The 14,717-nt window shown below is 59.9% G+C and carries 12 protein-coding genes; all 12 read left to right on the top strand.

What is annotated here, in order from left to right; genetic code table 11:
• The first annotated feature begins 8 nt into the window (after positions 1-8).
• A complete protein-coding gene (locus tag AB7M23_RS02790) occupies positions 9-185 on the top strand; it encodes a hypothetical protein (RefSeq protein ID WP_003250005.1) in 177 nt (58 codons plus the stop codon).
• Positions 169-3,126: a sensor histidine kinase gene (locus tag AB7M23_RS02795; protein ID WP_177442424.1), complete on the top strand. Its 2,958-nt coding sequence runs from the start codon at positions 169-171 to the stop codon at positions 3,124-3,126. Before AB7M23_RS02790 ends, AB7M23_RS02795 begins: the two co-directional genes overlap by 17 nt.
• Positions 3,127-3,148: 22 nt before the next feature.
• Entirely contained in the window at positions 3,149-4,585 is a 1,437-nt protein-coding gene (locus AB7M23_RS02800; protein WP_454240175.1) for a sigma-54-dependent transcriptional regulator, read from the top strand.
• 698 nt (positions 4,586-5,283) lie between these two features.
• On the top strand, positions 5,284-6,672 hold the full coding sequence (locus tag AB7M23_RS02805; RefSeq protein ID WP_065758282.1) for a polynucleotide adenylyltransferase PcnB: 1,389 nt from the start codon (positions 5,284-5,286) through the stop codon (positions 6,670-6,672).
• A 2-nt stretch (positions 6,673-6,674) separates the two neighbouring features.
• On the top strand, positions 6,675-7,151 hold the full coding sequence (folK, locus tag AB7M23_RS02810) for a 2-amino-4-hydroxy-6-hydroxymethyldihydropteridine diphosphokinase (protein ID WP_065758281.1): 477 nt from the start codon (positions 6,675-6,677) through the stop codon (positions 7,149-7,151).
• A gap of 252 nt (positions 7,152-7,403) precedes the next feature.
• Complete coding sequence (gene panB, locus AB7M23_RS02815; RefSeq protein ID WP_099775817.1) at positions 7,404-8,204, top strand: 3-methyl-2-oxobutanoate hydroxymethyltransferase; 801 nt, start codon at positions 7,404-7,406, stop codon at positions 8,202-8,204.
• Positions 8,201-9,061: a pantoate--beta-alanine ligase gene (gene panC, locus AB7M23_RS02820; RefSeq protein ID WP_099775819.1), complete on the top strand. Its 861-nt coding sequence runs from the start codon at positions 8,201-8,203 to the stop codon at positions 9,059-9,061. Before panB ends, panC begins: the two co-directional genes overlap by 4 nt.
• 101 nt (positions 9,062-9,162) lie before the next feature.
• Positions 9,163-9,543 (top strand): aspartate 1-decarboxylase, encoded by a 381-nt coding sequence (gene panD / locus AB7M23_RS02825; protein WP_099775821.1) that lies wholly within the window; start codon positions 9,163-9,165, stop codon positions 9,541-9,543.
• A gap of 118 nt (positions 9,544-9,661) precedes the next feature.
• A complete protein-coding gene (pgi, locus tag AB7M23_RS02830; protein ID WP_065758277.1) occupies positions 9,662-11,326 on the top strand; it encodes a glucose-6-phosphate isomerase in 1,665 nt (554 codons plus the stop codon).
• A 77-nt stretch (positions 11,327-11,403) separates the two neighbouring features.
• On the top strand, positions 11,404-12,273 hold the full coding sequence (locus tag AB7M23_RS02835) for an oxygenase MpaB family protein (protein ID WP_454240176.1): 870 nt from the start codon (positions 11,404-11,406) through the stop codon (positions 12,271-12,273).
• A gap of 142 nt (positions 12,274-12,415) precedes the next feature.
• Positions 12,416-13,594, top strand: a complete 1,179-nt coding sequence (locus AB7M23_RS02840; RefSeq protein WP_065758275.1) for an acetyl-CoA C-acetyltransferase — start codon at positions 12,416-12,418, stop codon at positions 13,592-13,594.
• 69 nt (positions 13,595-13,663) lie between these two features.
• The gene (locus AB7M23_RS02845; RefSeq protein WP_065758274.1) at positions 13,664-14,680 is read left to right on the top strand and encodes a class I SAM-dependent rRNA methyltransferase; all 1,017 of its coding nucleotides are present in this window, start codon (positions 13,664-13,666) and stop codon (positions 14,678-14,680) included.
• Positions 14,681-14,717 lie beyond the last annotated feature (37 nt).

Below are 14,717 nucleotides of genomic sequence, written 5' to 3' on the forward strand. Positions count from 1 at the left end.
AGGCCCACATGTACATCTATCGTTTGGTCCTGCTTCTGGTCGTGGGGATCTATTTGTTCTCCCCTGCCATCATGGACTGGTGGATCGAACCGACCGGGGCCTGGTATCGCCCGTACCTGCTCTGGCTGATCCTGATCGTCGTGACCTTTATCCTGCAGAGCCAACGTGATGCCGATGAGCTTTAGCCTGACCCAGATGATCCTGATCAGCGCCGCCTACCTGCTGGTGCTGTTCGGCGTGGCCTGGATCAGCGAACGCGGCATGATCCCACGCGCGATCATCCGTCACCCGCTGACCTACACCTTGTCACTGGGTGTTTATGCCAGTGCCTGGGCGTTCTATGGCACGGTCGGGCTTGCCTACCAGTATGGGTACGGTTTCCTGGCCTGCTACCTGGGGGTTTCCGGGGCCTTTCTATTGGCGCCCGTGCTGCTTTACCCGATCCTCAAGATCACCCGCACCTACCAGTTGTCATCCCTGGCCGACCTGATTGCCTTTCGCTTTCGCAGCACCTGGGCCGGCGCACTGACCACCGTTTTCATGCTGATTGGCGTACTGCCTCTACTGGCGCTACAAATTCAGGCGGTGGCCGACTCAATCGGCATTCTCAGCGGCGAACCGGTTAAAAACCGAGTAGCACTGGCCTTCTGCGCAATGATCACACTGTTCACCATTTTCTTTGGCTCGCGGCATATCGCGACCCGTGAGAAGCATGAAGGACTGGTGTTCGCCATTGCCTTCGAATCGGTGATCAAACTACTGGCGCTAGGGGGGATTGGCCTCTACGCGCTTTACGGCGTGTTCGGCGGGCCCCACCAACTGGAAGTCTGGTTGCTGCAAAACCAGACAGCCCTCGCTGCATTGCACACTCCCCTACAGGAAGGCCCGTGGAGAACCCTGCTGCTGGTGTTTTTCGCCTCGGCAATCGTCATGCCGCACATGTACCACATGGCCTTTACCGAAAACCTCAATCCGCGCTCACTGGTCAGCGCCAGCTGGGGCTTACCGCTGTTTCTGCTGCTGATGAGCCTGGCGGTTCCCCTGATCCTCTGGGCGGGCCTGAAACTGGGCGCCAGCACCAGCCCGGAATACTTCACCCTGGGCCTGGGCATTGCCGCGAACAACAAGCTATTGGCACTGCTGGCGTACATCGGCGGGCTCTCAGCCGCCAGTGGCCTGATCATCGTGACCACCCTGGCGCTGTCCGGCATGGCCCTGAACCATCTGGTACTGCCGCTGTACCAGCCACCGGCCGAAGGTAATATCTACCGCTGGCTGAAATGGACCCGACGGGCACTGATCGTCGCCATCATCAGCGCAGGTTTCGGCTTCTATCTGTTGTTGGGCGCTCAGCAGGACCTGGCCAACCTCGGTATCGTTGCCTTTGTCGCAACACTGCAGTTCCTGCCCGGTGTGCTCTCAGTACTCTACTGGCCAACCGCAAACCGACGTGGCTTCATCGCCGGGTTGCTGGCGGGGATCAGCGTCTGGCTGGTAACCATGCTGCTGCCACTGGTTGGCAATCTGCAGGGCTTTTACATCCCCCTGCTGAACATGATCTATGTACTCGACGACACCAGTTGGCACATGGCAGCCATCGCTTCACTGGCAGCCAACGTCCTGTTGTTCACGCTGATTTCGCTGTTCACCAATGCCAGCCCGGAAGAGGTTGGCGCCGCGGAAGCCTGTGCGGTGGACAACGTGCGCCGGCCGCAGCGTCGCGAACTGCATGCGGCCTCGCCGCAGGAGTTTGCCACCCAACTGGCCAAGCCCCTGGGTGCCAAGGCCGCACAGAAAGAAGTTGAACAGGCACTGCGCGATCTCTACCTGCCCTTTGATGAGCGCCGGCCTTATGCGCTACGCAGGCTGCGTGATCGAATAGAGGCGAACCTGTCTGGCTTGATGGGGCCTAGCGTGGCTCAGGACATGGTCGAGACCTTCCTGCCCTACAAGTCCGGCAGCGAGAACTACGTTACCGAAGACATCCACTTCATCGAGAGCCGCCTGGAAGACTACCACTCGCGGCTGACCGGCCTTGCCGCTGAACTCGACGCCCTGCGCCGCTACCATCGCCAAACCCTGCAGGAACTGCCGATGGGCGTCTGCTCGCTGGCCAAGGATCAGGAAATCCTGATGTGGAACCGGGCCATGGAAGAGTTGACTGGCATTGCCGCCAAGCACGTGGTGGGCTCCCGCCTGACAACCATCAGCGAACCTTGGCGCGGCCTTCTGCTCGGCTTCATCAATGTTCCGGATGAACACCTGCACAAACAACGGTTGGCGCTGGATGGCCAGCCGCGCTGGTTGAACCTGCACAAGGCGGCCATCGACGAACCGCTGGCGCCGGGTAACAGTGGCTTGGTACTGCTTGTTGAAGACTTGACCGAAACTCAAGCGCTTGAAGACAAGCTGGTGCACTCCGAACGTTTGGCGAGCATCGGCCGGCTGGCCGCCGGGGTGGCCCATGAGATCGGCAACCCGATTACCGGCATCGCCTGCCTGGCGCAAAACCTGCGGGAAGAACGCGAGGAAGACAGCGAGATCACCGAGCTGAGCAGCCAGATCATTGAACAGACCAAGCGTATTTCACGCATCGTTCAGTCACTGATGAGCTTCGCCCACGCCGGCGGTAGCCAACAGAACAATGAAGAACCCGTATGCCTGGCAGAAGTGGCACAGGATGCAATCGGCTTGTTGGCCTTGAACCGGCGCAATTTTGAAGTACAGTTTTTCAATCTGTGCGACCCGGAGCACTGGGTAGACGGCGACCCCCAGCGGCTCGCCCAGGTATTGATCAATTTACTGTCCAATGCCCGCGACGCCTCGCCACCCGGTGCTGCCGTGCGGGTCAGAAGCGAAGCGAATGAACACACCGTCGACCTGATTGTCGAGGATGAAGGGAGCGGAATCCCAAAGAACATCATGGACCGATTGTTCGAACCGTTCTTCACCACCAAGGACCCGGGTGAAGGGACAGGACTAGGGCTCGCTCTGGTCTATTCCATCGTGGAAGAGCATTATGGACAAATCACCATCGACAGCCCGGCCGATATCGAAAGCCAGCGTGGCACCCGGATCCGAGTGACCCTACCGCGCCATGTCGTAGCGACGTCCGCTGTGAACTGAGACCGTCGAGAGAATTGAATCAATGCCGCATATTCTGATCGTCGAAGACGAAACCATCATCCGCTCAGCCTTGCGTCGCCTGCTCGAACGGAACCAGTACCAGGTCAGTGAAGCCGGCTCGGTACAGGAGGCTCAGGAACGCTTCAGCATTCCGACCTTCGACCTGATCGTCAGCGATCTGCGCTTGCCAGGCGCCCCGGGTACCGAACTGATCAAGCTTGGCCAGGGAACGCCTGTGCTGATCATGACCAGCTACGCCAGCCTGCGTTCTGCGGTCGACTCCATGAAGATGGGGGCGGTCGACTACATCGCCAAACCCTTCGACCATGACGAGATGCTGCAGGCCGTGGCGCGCATCCTGCGTGATCGGCAGAGCGCTCCAGCAGCACCTTCCGAACGTGTGAATGGCAAGCCAGCCGCCAGTGACAAGGCCGGCAGTGAAAGTGCCAATGGCGAGATCGGCATTATCGGCTCGTGCCCACCGATGCAAGATCTCTACAGCAAGATCCGTAAAGTCGCGCCCACCGACTCCAACGTCCTGATTCAAGGCGAGTCGGGTACCGGTAAAGAGCTGGTCGCCCGCGCCCTGCACAACCTGTCGCGACGCGCCAAGGCGCCGATGATCTCGGTAAACTGCGCAGCGATTCCGGAAACCCTCATCGAGTCCGAACTCTTCGGCCACGAGAAAGGCGCGTTCACCGGCGCCAGTGCCGGGCGCGCAGGCCTGGTTGAAGCCGCCGATGGCGGCACGCTTTTCCTGGATGAAATTGGCGAGCTGCCGCTGGAAGCCCAGGCTCGCCTGCTGCGTGTATTGCAGGAAGGCGAAATCCGCCGGGTCGGTTCGGTACAGTCGCAGAAGGTTGATGTGCGCCTGATCGCCGCTACCCACCGCGACCTGAAGAACCTGGCCAAAGTCGGCCAGTTCCGTGAAGACCTTTACTACCGACTGCACGTCATCGCCCTGAAGCTGCCTGCGCTGCGGGAACGGGGTACCGACGTCAATGAAATTGCCAATGCCTTCCTCGCTCGGCAGAGCGCACGTATCGGCCGCAATGACCTGAGGTTTGCTCACGACGCAGAAATGGCGATACGTCACTACTCCTGGCCAGGTAACGTGCGTGAACTGGAAAACGCCGTGGAGCGTGCCGTCATCCTTTGCGAGAGCCCAGAGATTTCTGCCGACCTGCTGGGTATCGATATCGAGCTGAGCGATCTGGAAGACGACGATGAGAACTTCGGTGGCCTGCCAGCAGCCGGCACGCAGGCCAACAACAGCCATGAGCCCATGGAAGACCTGTCGCTGGAAGACTACTTCCAGCACTTCGTGCTCGAGCACCAGGACCATATGACTGAAACCGAACTGGCACGCAAGCTGGGGGTCAGCCGCAAGTGCCTGTGGGAACGACGCCAGCGCTTGGGAATACCTCGACGCAAGAGCAGCGCAACCAACGAGGGCTGATACGCTTCAGCTGTCACCGTGCATTGGGCAGGTAACATAAGATTCACGTGACAGACTGTTACCGCAACATGAAGACGTAACAAAAACCGGGGCTTACGGTAACGAAACCCCGGTTTTTTTTCGGCGGCAAAACGGACCAAAACCGGCGTAAGCCCTTGTTTTACTGGGTTTCACAAAAGTTGGCACGGCACCTGCTATATGTTTGGTACAAGAACAATAACAAGCACTGCAAAAGACAATAAAAATAAGACGAATCGGCTCACGCACAATAAGAACAAGACGGCGGAGGCGCAGCTAACTGATTCTTTTGGAGAGGAGTTGTGTTTTGGGGCTTGCCCCACAACCAGGCAGAGAACAACAAAAACTGCACTAAAGCAGCGCCTAAACTGGTTGGATCGACAGATCACCGCAACCTCAGCGACCAAAGCAATCCGTTTGCTCTTGGCCCCCGAATAGGGGGACGCTCTACAAGCCTCGGCTTTGTAGACAGGGCACTCAACAAAAACAAGAAGCCCAGAAGAAAAATAAAAAGAGCACGCAACTACATTCCAGGGGAGCTTCGGCTCCCCTTGTAGTTTTCCTACCTGTACCCCCTCATGCTGTTGCCTACACCATTCCCAGAGTAAATGCTAGAATCCCCGCCTATCATGCGGCCATTCTTCGTTTATGGCTGAAAATTCCTTCAAACAGTGCATCCCATGCTGAAGAAGCTGTTCCAGTCGTTCCGTCCCCCCGTTCGTGGCCCGCACCACCAGCGCACCACGCCTGAAGTGATTAATAGCAGTCAACATTCGCTGCAACGTGGCCAATTCAGTCGTCATGCGGTGAGCATCGTCGAGCGTCTGCAAAACGCCGGCTACCAGGCCTATCTGGTCGGCGGCTGTGTGCGCGACCAGCTTCTGGGCATTACGCCGAAAGACTTCGACGTCGCCACCAGCGCCACCCCCGAGCAAGTGCGTGCGGAGTTCCGCAACGCCCGAGTCATTGGCCGTCGCTTCAAACTGGTTCACGTCCACTTTGGCCGTGAAATCATTGAAGTCGCGACCTTCCGCGCCAATCACCCCGAAAGCGAAGAGGAAAACAGCCACCAGTCCTCACGCAACGAGAGTGGGCGCATCCTGCGCGATAACGTCTACGGCACATTGGAAGAAGACGCGCAGCGCCGCGACTTCACCATCAATGCGCTGTACTACGATCCGATCAGCGAGCGCATTCTCGATTATGCCAACGGCGTACACGACATTCGTAACCGCTTGATCCGCCTGATTGGCGACCCGACCCAGCGCTACCAGGAAGACCCGGTACGCATGCTGCGTGCGGTGCGTTTCGCCGCCAAGCTGAACTTCGGCATCGAGAAGCACACCGTCGCACCGATTCGCCAACTGGCGCCGATGCTGCGTGAGATTCCGTCTGCACGCCTGTTCGAGGAAAGCCTCAAGCTGTTCCTCTCCGGCCAGGCCGCCGATACGTTCGAGATGCTGGTCGACCTGCAACTGTTCGATCCACTGTTCCCGGCCAGCGCCCAGGCACTGGAAGACCATCCGACCTACACCCATACCTTGATCAGCCAAGCGTTGATCAACACGGATCTACGGGTCAAACAAGGCAAGCCGGTAACCCCGGCCTTCCTTTTCGCTGCCATGCTCTGGCCTGCCCTGCCAACACGTGCGCTGCATTTGCAGAGCCGAGGCATGCCGCCTATCCCGGCCATGAACGAAGCGGCGCACGAACTGATCAGCGAACAGTGCCAACGCATCGCAATCCCCAAGCGTTTCACCATGCCCATCCGTGAAATCTGGGACATGCAGGAGCGCCTGCCACGGCGCAGCGGCAAACGTGCCGACCTGTTACTGGACAACCCGCGCTTCCGTGCCGGCTATGACTTCCTGCTGCTGCGCGAAAGTGCGGGCGAGGACACCGATGGTCTTGGCCAATGGTGGACTGACTATCAGGAGTGCAACGAAAGTGAGCGTCGCGACATGATCCGCGAACTCGGCAGCCGCGATGAGGGTGCTGGCGCAGGCCCACGCAAACGCAAGCGCAGTGGCAGCAAACGCAAGCGCGCCGACGGCGCTGCGGGCGAGTAAACATGCCTCGCGTCTATATTGGTCTGGGCAGCAACCTGGACGATCCCCGCCAGCAGCTTGAGAGCGCCCTGCAATCGCTCGAGCAGCTGCCAGCGACTGATCTGGTTGCCGTGTCCAGCTTCTACACCAGCGACTCGCTCTCACCAGGCCAGCCACGCTACACAAATGCCGTGGCGGCACTGGACAGCACGCTGGAGCCTATTGCCCTGCTCGATGCCCTGCAATCCATAGAAAACGCCCAGGGCCGCGTTCGTAAAGAGCGCTGGGGGGCACGAACCCTTGACCTGGATATCCTGCTCTACGGCGACCAGGTTATCGATGAACCACGGCTCAAGGTGCCGCATTACCACATGCAGGCGCGTCCGTTCGTGCTCTACCCGCTGGCAGAACTGGTACCTGCCGACTTCCTGCTGGCCGACCAGCGCCCGCTCGCCCAACTGCTGGCCGATTGCCCGTTCGTCGGTCTGGAGCGCCTGTAACCGGGCGTTCCCCCACACGGTAACGCCCGTAACAGTGCATTCGTAACAATGCGGTAACAGGGTAATTGACTTCAGCCCCCTCGCTCACGACTATAGGCGTCCCGTGGCGCCCAAGCGCCGCAAAAAAGGCGTATATAGGCCTGGAACAGGTCGTATTTCAAACACCACAATCGATGATGTGCTGTTCCAGAAGATGAATACACGCGTTGTACGCAGTCGTTTTTCACAGCGCCTGAACGAGGATTCCTTTTCATGCCAGATGTAACCCTGACCACCCTGCAGAGCCTAAAGCTCAAGGGTGAGAAAATTGCCATGCTGACGTGCTATGACGCAACGTTCGCCCAGGCATGCTGCCGCGCCGGCGTAGAAATACTGCTGGTAGGCGACTCGCTGGGCATGGTCCTGCAGGGCCACGACAGCACCTTGCCCGTCACCAACGCCGAAATGGCCTACCACGTAAGCAGCGTCAAACGTGGTAACGAAGGCGCACTGATTCTGGCCGACCTGCCGTTCATGGCGTATGCCACCACTGAACAGGCGTTCGCCAACAGCGGCGCACTAATGCAGGCCGGCGCCCATATGGTCAAAATCGAAGGCGCAGCCTGGCTGGCTGACACCATTCGTCTGCTGGCCGAACGCGGTGTACCTGTGTGCGCACATATGGGCCTGACACCACAAGCGGTGAACATACTCGGCGGTTACAAGGTCCAGGGTCGCCAGGAAAACCAGGCCCGACAAATGCGTGCCGATGCCATTGCCCTGGAACAAGCCGGCGCCGCGATGCTGCTGCTGGAGTGTGTCCCAAGCGAACTGGCCGCCGAAATCACCCAGGCAGTAAAAATACCCGTCATCGGTATTGGCGCAGGCAGTGCCACCGACGGCCAGGTACTGGTCATGCATGACATGCTCGGCCTATCCCTCAGTGGTCGTGTACCCAAGTTCGTGAAGAACTTCATGGCTGGCCAGAGCGATATTCAGAGCGCCTTGCAGGCGTATGTCAAAGAGGTCAAGGACGTCACTTTCCCAGGCAGCGAACACGGGTTCAGTGCATGAATACAGTCAAAACCGTCCGCGAGCTGCGCGCCGCCGTAGCGCGGGCACGCAGCGAAGGCAAACGCATTGGCTTCGTACCGACCATGGGCAACCTGCACAGCGGGCATGCTGCACTCGTGGCCAAGGCTGCGCAGCGGGTTGATTTCGTGGTTGCCAGCATCTTCGTCAACCCGCTGCAGTTCGGCGCGGGCGAAGACCTCGACAAATACCCTCGCACGCTTGCCGCCGACCAGGAAAAGCTGCTGGAAGCAGGCTGTCATCTATTGTTTGCCCCTTCCGTCGAGGAAATGTATCCCGAGGGCATGGCAGGACAAACCCGTGTTTCTGTTCCACAGCTGTCAGAAGGCCTTTGCGGCGCAAGCCGACCAGGGCACTTTGAAGGTGTAGCCACCGTGGTCAGCAAGTTGTTCAACATGGTTCAGCCAGACCTGGCGGTGTTCGGCCAGAAGGACTTCCAGCAACTGGCCGTGATCCGCGCACTGGTCCGTGATTTGAACATGCCGATCCAGATCATCGGCGAACCCACTGTGCGTGCCCCTGATGGCCTGGCGCTGTCGTCACGCAACGGTTACCTGAACGATGAACAACGCGCCTGTGCACCCGCGCTGTACCGCACCCTGACGCAGATGGCCGAAGCCATCAAACAGGGCTCGTGCGATTTCCAGGCCCTGATTGCCCAGGGCCAGGAGCAACTGCAAAAGGCCGGCTTCCGTCCCGATTACCTTGAAGTTCGCCATGCGATCAGCCTGCGCCCTGCCACCGCTGAAGACCGTGACCTGGTGATCCTGGTCGCTGCGTTTCTAGGCGCAACCCGCTTGATCGACAACCTGCACCTGAATCTCGACGACAAGCCTTAGCGCCATGTTGCCCGGCCCCCTGGGTTCGGGCACACTGCCGCCGCTCGCGGGGCCGGAAGGCTCCGTGTACCCGCGCGAGAACCTGACCAAGGAATCCCCCCATGCACGCCATCATGCTCAAGGCCAAACTGCATCGCGCAGAAGTCACCCATGCCGTACTCGACTACGAGGGCTCCTGCGCCATCGACGGGCTCTGGCTGGACCTGGCCGGTATTCGTGAGTACGAACAAATCCAGATCTACAACGTCGACAACGGCGAGCGCTTCACCACCTACGCCATTCGCGGCGAAGAAGGCTCCCGGATGATCTCGGTCAATGGTGCAGCTGCACACAAGGCCAAAGTCGGCGACCGCGTAATCATCTGCGCCTATGCCCATTACAGTGAAGCAGAACTGCACAACTTCAAACCGCGCATGCTATACATGGCGCCAGGGAATGAGCTGAGCCACACCAGCCATGCCATTCCGGTTCAGTTGGACTGAGCCACCGGCTCAGCCAGGCCAACGGCAGGTTCGTGTGCAATCTTTTCAGACGAGCCTGCAAACGGACCGACCTTTTCAGTGTCCAAGGCAGTTCCAGCAATAAGGAAAATCTGCAGCGATGGCGTACTACCGCACCCCTCATGACGTTACCGCCCTGCCGGCTTGGCAGGCGCTCCAGCAGCACCGCGAAGCCATGCAGAATTTCAGCATGCGCGAGGCCTTCAACGCCGATCCACAGCGCTTCAACCAATTTTCTCTGAGCTGTTGCGGCCTGTTCCTCGACTACTCGAAAAACCTGATCAACGCCCAGACCCGCAACCTGCTGGTAGGGCTGGCCGATGAAGTGGGCCTGCAGGATGCGATAAAGTCGCTGTTCGCCGGCGAGATCCTCAACGCTTCGGAAGGTCGCCCAGCGCTGCACACCGCGCTACGCCGTCCGGTAGGCGACAAATTGAGCGTCAACGGCGTCAACATCATGCCCGAGGTGCATAAGGTCCTTAACCAGGTAACCGAACTGGTTGGGCGGATTCACGACGGCTTGTGGCGTGGTTATACCGAAAAGCCGATTACCGACGTTGTGAACATCGGCATTGGCGGGTCCTTCCTTGGCCCCGAACTGGTCTCTGAAGCCCTCTTGCCTTATGCCCAGCGGGGCGTGCGCTGCCACTACCTGGCCAATATCGACGGCAGCGAGTTTCATGAGCTGTCGGCCAACCTGCGCGCCGAGACCACACTGTTCATTGTCTCGTCAAAATCTTTCAACACCCTCGAAACCCTGAAAAACGCCCAGGCCGCACGCGCTTGGTACTTGGCCCAGGGTGGCTCGGAAGTCGAACTTCACCGGCACTTCATCGCCGTTTCCAGTAACAAGACAGCAGCCATCGCTTTCGGCATCCGCGAAGAGAACATCTTCCCGATGTGGGACTGGGTAGGTGGCCGTTATTCGCTGTGGTCGGCCATCGGCCTGCCTATTGCGCTGGCCATTGGCATGGCCAACTTCAAGGAGCTGCTGTCCGGTGCCTACACCATGGACCAGCACTTCCAGAGCGCCCCGTTCGAACAGAACATGCCTGTGCTGTTGGCACTTCTGGGCGTCTGGTACGGCAACTTCTGGGGAGCGCAAAGCCACGCGATCCTGCCGTACGACCACTACCTGCGCAACATCACCAAGCACCTGCAGCAGTTGGATATGGAGTCCAACGGCAAGAGCGTGCGCCAGGACGGAACCCCGGTTAACCACGATACCGGCCCCGTCATCTGGGGTGGCGTCGGTTGCAACGGTCAGCACGCCTACCATCAGTTGCTGCACCAAGGCACCCAACTGATTCCAGCGGACTTCATCGTACCGGTGGTCAGTTTCAACCCGGTTGCCGACCACCACCAGTGGCTGTACGCCAACTGCCTGTCGCAGAGCCAGGCCCTGATGCTCGGTAAGACCCGCGCTGAAGCCGAAGCAGAACTGCGCGAGAAAGGCCTGGCCGAAACCGAAATCCAGAAGCTGGCGCCGCACAAGGTGATCCCGGGCAACCGTCCGAGCAACACCTTGGTTGTAGAGCGTATCAGCCCACGCCGTTTGGGCGCGCTGGTGGCCATGTATGAACACAAAGTGTTCGTGCAGAGCGTCATCTGGGGCATCAACGCCTTCGACCAGTGGGGTGTTGAATTGGGCAAGGAGCTCGGCAAAGGCGTCTACCAGCGCCTCACCGGTGGCATCGAAGAGCCTGCTGAAGATGCCTCGACCCAAGGCCTGATCAACTACTTCCGCGGCCGCCACCGCGGCTGATCAACCTTCCTGCCCCTGGTCGCCAGTGCGACTGGGGGCAGTGAAGCGCACCGCAACGACAGTGCCGCAAGGACGTTATGGAAGCCCTTCGTCGTCGTATCGAGACCCAACTGCTTAGCATGACCGGCCTGGCGCTGGGGCAACTGGACCTGGAACACCCCAAAGGTGATCCCGGGCTGTTTGGCCCAGACAGTGTCTGCTGGCGCGTGCATAGCGACTTTCCGAGCATGCTGATCGGTGGCATCAGCGCCCTCCTGTTGCAAGTCTTGCACCCACTGGCACTGGCCGGGGTCTGGGACCATTCGAATTTTCGCCAAGACATGATCGGCCGTCTGCGCCGTACCAGCCAGTTCATCTCCGGGACGACATTCGGCTCAACCCGCGACGCCGAGTGGCTGATCGATAAAGTACGGACCATTCATCTGCAGGTCGTCGGCACCACCGCCGATGGGCGCCCCTATGCCGCCAGCGATCCCGACCTGCTGACCTGGGTACACGTCGCCGAAGTCAGCAGTTTTCTCGCCGCACACCTGCGTTACCGCAATCCTCGGATGAGCCTCGCTGACCAGGATGCCTACTACGACGAAATTGCCTTGGTCGCCGAACGCCTGGGCGCACGCAATGTGCCCCGCTCGCGCCAGGCTATTGCCGAATATCTGCACGCCATGCGCCCACAACTGGCGAGCGATGCACGCAGCCGCGAAGTGGTTCGCCTGCTGCTTGATGCCCCTGCGCCGAGCCGGCAGGCCAAGCCCGTTGGCGCCGTGATGATGCGGGCAGGCATCGACCTGTTAGCGCCATGGGCCAGTGCCATGCATGGATTCTCACCGAGCCTGCTAGAGCGCCGACTGGTCCGCCTGGGGGTTGCCGGTGTTGCCCCGGTGCTACGCTGGGCCATGCGCGACAGCTCCAAGCACCGTGCACACCGACGCATGGGACTCAGCTGAGCGTCAGCCAGCGGGCGTGCACGCCTCATACTTTGGTGATTGGCAGGCGCCTGGCCATCTGTGCCACCATGCCTACCAACAAAGCCCAAAGCAGGCTTTTGCCGTTCCGATACCACATCCAACAAGACTAAGGACCTGTGCCATGCAAGATGTTGTGATCGTTGCCGCCACCCGTACCGCCATTGGTAGCTACCAAGGAGCACTGGCCGCTATTCCAGCCGTTGATCTGGGGGCTGCGGTTATCAGCCAGCTGCTGACACAGACCGGCCTGGACGCCGAACTCGTAGACGAAGTCATCTTCGGCCAGGTTCTGACCGCCGGTGCCGGTCAGAACCCTGCCCGCCAAGCCGCGATCAAGGCTGGGCTGCCCCACGCCGTGCCCGCCCTGACACTCAACAAGGTATGTGGCTCTGGGCTCAAAGCCGTGCACTTGGCTGCGCAAGCGATTCGGTGTGGCGATGCCGACGTGGTCATCGCGGGCGGACAGGAAAACATGAGCCTTGCCAACTATGTCATGCCTGGTGCGCGCACCGGCCTGCGCATGGGCCACAGCTCATTGATCGACAGTATGATCAGTGATGGCTTGTGGGACGCTTTCAACGACTACCACATGGGCATCACCGCCGAAAACCTGGTCGAAAAGTACGGCCTGAGCCGCGAGGAGCAGGACGCCTTCGCAGCGGCCTCCCAGCAGAAAGCCAGCGTAGCCATTGAAAGCGGTCGTTTCATTGAAGAAATCACCCCGATCCTGATCCCGCAACGCAAAGGCGATCCGATCGCTTTCGCCACTGACGAGCAGCCCCGCCCGGGCACTACCGCTGAGTCGTTGAGCAAGCTCAGGCCCGCCTTCAAGAAAGATGGCAGTGTCACGGCTGGCAATGCGTCGTCACTCAATGATGGTGCTGCCGCCGTACTGCTGATGAGTGCCGCTAAAGCCCAGGAACTGGAGCTGCCGGTACTGGCCCGTATCACCGCCTATGCAAACGCCGGCGTTGACCCTGCAATCATGGGCATTGGCCCTGTAAATGCCACTCGACGCTGCCTTGAAAAAGCCGGCTGGTCGTTGTCAGACCTGGACCTGATCGAAGCCAACGAAGCCTTCGCCGCCCAAGCGTTGTCCGTCGGTAAAGAGCTGGGCTGGGATGCCGCCAAGGTCAATGTCAACGGTGGCGCCATTGCATTGGGGCACCCTATTGGTGCTTCCGGTTGCCGGATACTGGTCACCCTGTTGCACGAAATGATCAAGCGTGATGCCAGGAAAGGGCTGGCAACGCTGTGCATCGGTGGTGGGCAGGGTGTGGCCCTGACGATCGAACGCTGATGTACGCCGGAGAGGCTCACCCTGGGCCTCTCCTGTTAAACTGCAGCCCCGCATACCAAGGCTACGTGCATGTCCCTCTTGAATCAGGCGCTGCGCGCCGCCCTCGACTCTCGCAACGGCCTTCTCGCCGAACTCCATGCCCAAGGAACCGACTGCTACCGGCTGTTCCATGGTAGCCAGGAAGGCGCTGCCGGCCTGACCGTAGACCGCTATGGCCCGCAATTGCTGGTACAGAGCTTTCACCAGACCCTCGATCACGATGCCCTGCTCGACCTGCATGCTACCGTCGAGCAATCACTTGGCCTGGAGCTGCTGCTGGTCTACAACGACCGCTCCCAAGGCAACAGTCGCATCGACCGTCGAGACCCGGCCTACCAAGCCAGCGAGGCGGCCTTGGCCGATCATGTCGGCCATGAGTGGGGGCTGAACTATCGGGTACGTGGTCGTCACTCGGGGCAGGATCCGCTGTTGTTTCTCGATTTGCGCAATGCCCGTGGCTGGATCAAGCAGCACAGCGCCGGCAAGCGCGTACTGAACCTGTTTGCCTATACCTGTGGGGTTGGCTTGAGTGCCGCCGCAGGGGGTGCCCGTGAAGTCTGCAACCTGGATTTCGCCGAAGGCAACCTGGCAGTAGGTCGCGAAAACGCAGCCCTGAACCCAACGCTTGCGCCCATGGAGTTCATACAGTCCGACTACTTCCCGGCGATCCGCCAGTTGGCCGGGCTACCCGTCAGCCAACGACGCGGTCACAAACTGCCGCCCTACCCGCGCCTGGAACCACGGCAATTCGATCTGGTATTTCTCGACCCGCCTGCCTGGGCAAAGAGTGCCTTTGGCACCGTCGACCTGTTGCGAGACTACCAAAGCCTGCTCAAGCCGGCGCTGTTGAGCACTGCCGAAGGGGGTGTGCTGGTCTGCTGTAACAACCTCGCCAAGGTCAGCCTCGACGACTGGCGCGCACAGGTGCTGCGCTGCGCCGAGAAAAACAACCGGCCAGTGCGCGAGTGGCAGGTTCTGACACCGGCTGCCGACTTCCCGTCCATGGATAACCAACCACCGCTCAAGACCTTGATTCTGCACCTTTGAAATAGACGTTTACGCACGAAAGAGGTGATTTGGCGCT

The organism is Pseudomonas sp. HLS-6 TE3448, from assembly GCF_053629555.1.

Bases quoted from the DNA above. Each gene is read 5' to 3' on its own strand.
- AB7M23_RS02790 (WP_003250005.1), top strand. From the start codon at position 9: ATGTACATCTATCGTTTGGTCCTGCTTCTGGTCGTGGGGATCTATTTG.
- AB7M23_RS02795 (WP_177442424.1), top strand. From the start codon at position 169: ATGCCGATGAGCTTTAGCCTGACCCAGATGATCCTGATCAGCGCCGCC.
- AB7M23_RS02800 (WP_454240175.1), top strand. From the start codon at position 3,149: ATGCCGCATATTCTGATCGTCGAAGACGAAACCATCATCCGCTCAGCC.
- AB7M23_RS02805 (WP_065758282.1), top strand. From the start codon at position 5,284: ATGCTGAAGAAGCTGTTCCAGTCGTTCCGTCCCCCCGTTCGTGGCCCG.
- folK (WP_065758281.1), top strand. From the start codon at position 6,675: ATGCCTCGCGTCTATATTGGTCTGGGCAGCAACCTGGACGATCCCCGC.
- panB (WP_099775817.1), top strand. From the start codon at position 7,404: ATGCCAGATGTAACCCTGACCACCCTGCAGAGCCTAAAGCTCAAGGGT.
- panC (WP_099775819.1), top strand. From the start codon at position 8,201: ATGAATACAGTCAAAACCGTCCGCGAGCTGCGCGCCGCCGTAGCGCGG.
- panD (WP_099775821.1), top strand. From the start codon at position 9,163: ATGCACGCCATCATGCTCAAGGCCAAACTGCATCGCGCAGAAGTCACC.
- pgi (WP_065758277.1), top strand. From the start codon at position 9,662: ATGGCGTACTACCGCACCCCTCATGACGTTACCGCCCTGCCGGCTTGG.
- AB7M23_RS02835 (WP_454240176.1), top strand. From the start codon at position 11,404: ATGGAAGCCCTTCGTCGTCGTATCGAGACCCAACTGCTTAGCATGACC.
- AB7M23_RS02840 (WP_065758275.1), top strand. From the start codon at position 12,416: ATGCAAGATGTTGTGATCGTTGCCGCCACCCGTACCGCCATTGGTAGC.
- AB7M23_RS02845 (WP_065758274.1), top strand. From the start codon at position 13,664: ATGTCCCTCTTGAATCAGGCGCTGCGCGCCGCCCTCGACTCTCGCAAC.